Origin of the sequence: Proteus sp. PR00224 (assembly GCF_016238105.1) — a bacterium.
Lineage (GTDB): Bacteria > Pseudomonadota > Gammaproteobacteria > Enterobacterales > Enterobacteriaceae > Proteus.
The window spans coordinates 1-2,545 of sequence record NZ_JAEHQU010000019.1 but is presented as its reverse complement, the minus strand read 5'-3'; the positions used below and the strand labels follow the sequence as shown (position 1 = coordinate 2,545).

Sequence of the window (2,545 nt, the reverse complement as noted above, 5' to 3'; positions counted from 1 at the left end):
GCGCTACAACGTTTCACTTCTGAGTTCGGCATGGATTCAGGTGGGTCCGCTGCGCTATGGCCGCCAAGCAAATTCGGTTTTATTACCCGTTACTGTTGTTTCTTTCTCAGTAACCAGCAATATTCAATCTTAAACAAGCTTACTTCATCAATGTTAGTCTCTCAGACAAAACACCTTCGGTGTTGTCAGGTTAAGCCTCACGGTTCATTAGTACTGGTTAGCTCAACGTATCGCTACGCTTACACACCCAGCCTATCAACGTCTTAGTCTTAAACGTTCCTTTAGGTCACTCTAGGTGACAGGGAAGACTCATCTCGAGGCAAGTTTCCCGCTTAGATGCTTTCAGCGGTTATCTCTTCCGCACTTAGCTACCGGGCAATGCCATTGGCATGACAACCCGAACACCAGTGGTGCGTTCACTCCGGTCCTCTCGTACTAGGAGCAACCCCTCTCAATCTTCCAACGCCCACGGCAGATAGGGACCGAACTGTCTCACGACGTTCTAAACCCAGCTCGCGTACCACTTTAAATGGCGAACAGCCATACCCTTGGGACCTACTTCAGCCCCAGGATGTGATGAGCCGACATCGAGGTGCCAAACACCGCCGTCGATATGAACTCTTGGGCGGTATCAGCCTGTTATCCCCGGAGTACCTTTTATCCGTTGAGCGATGGCCCTTCCATTCAGAACCACCGGATCACTAAGACCTACTTTCGTACCTGCTCGAGCCGTCACTCTCACAGTCAAGCTGGCTTATGCCTTTGCACTAACCGCATGATGTCCGACCATGCTTAGCCAACCTTCGTGCTCCTCCGTTACTCTTTAGGAGGAGACCGCCCCAGTCAAACTACCCACCAGACACGGTCCCCGACCCGGATTACGGGCCTAGGTTAGAACATCAAACGTTAAAGGGTGGTATTTCAAGGTTGACTCCATGCAGACTGGCGTCCACACTTCTTAGTCTCCCACCTATCCTACACATCAAGGCTCAATGTTCAGTGTCAAGCTATAGTAAAGGTTCACGGGGTCTTTCCGTCTTGCCGCGGGTACACTGCATCTTCACAGCGAGTTCAATTTCACTGAGTCTCGGGTGGAGACAGCCTGGCCATCATTACGCCATTCGTGCAGGTCGGAACTTACCCGACAAGGAATTTCGCTACCTTAGGACCGTTATAGTTACGGCCGCCGTTTACTGGGGCTTCGATCAAGAGCTTCTCCCTAAGGATAACCCCATCAATTAACCTTCCAGCACCGGGCAGGCGTCACACCGTATACGTCCACTTTCGTGTTTGCACAGTGCTGTGTTTTTAATAAACAGTTGCAGCCAGCTGGTATCTTCGACTGGCTTCGGCTCCGTCCGCAAGGGACTTCACTTACCGCCAGCGTGCCTTCTCCCGAAGTTACGGCACCATTTTGCCTAGTTCCTTCACCCGAGTTCTCTCAAGCGCCTGAGTATTCTCTACCTGACCACCTGTGTCGGTTTGGGGTACGATTGTTGGTAACCTGAAGCTTAGAGGCTTTTCCTGGAAGCAGGGCATCAATTGCTTCACCACCTTAGTGGCTCGTCATCACACCTCAGCATTAAGTGACCGGATTTGCCTAATCACTCTGCCTACATGCTTGAACCGGGACGACCGTCGCCCGGACAACCTAGCCTTCTCCGTTCCCCCATCGCAGTTACCACCAGTACGGGAATATTAACCCGTTTCCCATCGACTACGCTTTTCAGCCTCGCCTTAGGGGTCGACTCACCCTGCCCCGATTAACGTTGGACAGGAACCCTTGGTCTTCCGGCGTGCGGGTTTTTCACCCGCATTATCGTTACTTATGTCAGCATTCGCACTTCTGATACCTCCAGCATACCTCACAGTACACCTTCGCAGGCTTACAGAACGCTCCCCTACCCAACAACACCTAAGTGTCGCTGCCGCAGCTTCGGTGCATGGTTTAGCCCCGTTACATCTTCCGCGCGGGCCGACTCGACCAGTGAGCTATTACGCTTTCTTTAAATGATGGCTGCTTCTAAGCCAACATCCTGGCTGTCTGAGCCTTCCCACTTCGTTTCCCACTTAACCATGACTTTGGGACCTTAGCTGGCGGTCTGGGTTGTTTCCCTCTTCACGACGGACGTTAGCACCCGCCGTGTGTCTCCCGTGATAACATTCTTCGGTATTCGCAGTTTGCATCGAGTTGGTAAGTCGGGATGACCCCCTAGTCGAAACAGTGCTCTACCCCCGAAGATGAGTTCACGAGGCGCTACCTAAATAGCTTTCGGGGAGAACCAGCTATCTCCCGGTTTGATTGGCCTTTCACCCCCATCCACAAGTCATCCGCTAATTTTTCAACATTAGTCGGTTCGGTCCTCCAGTTAGTGTTACCCAACCTTCAACCTGCCCATGGATAGATCACCGGGTTTCGGGTCTATACCCTGCAACTCATTCGCCCAGTTAAGACTCGGTTTCCCTACGGCTCCCCTATTCGGTTAACCTTGCTACAGAATATAAGTCGCTGACCCATTATACAAAAGGTACGCAGTCACCCCAT

At 51.9% G+C, this 2,545-nt stretch carries 2 rRNA genes; both read right to left on the bottom strand.

Annotation, left to right across the window (positions count from 1 at the left end):
- Positions 1-68, bottom strand: a 5S ribosomal RNA gene (gene rrf / locus JEP71_RS17400); the annotation flags it as partial.
- A gap of 118 nt (positions 69-186) precedes the next feature.
- Positions 187-2,545: ribosomal RNA gene (locus JEP71_RS17395) — 23S ribosomal RNA — on the bottom strand; the annotation flags it as partial.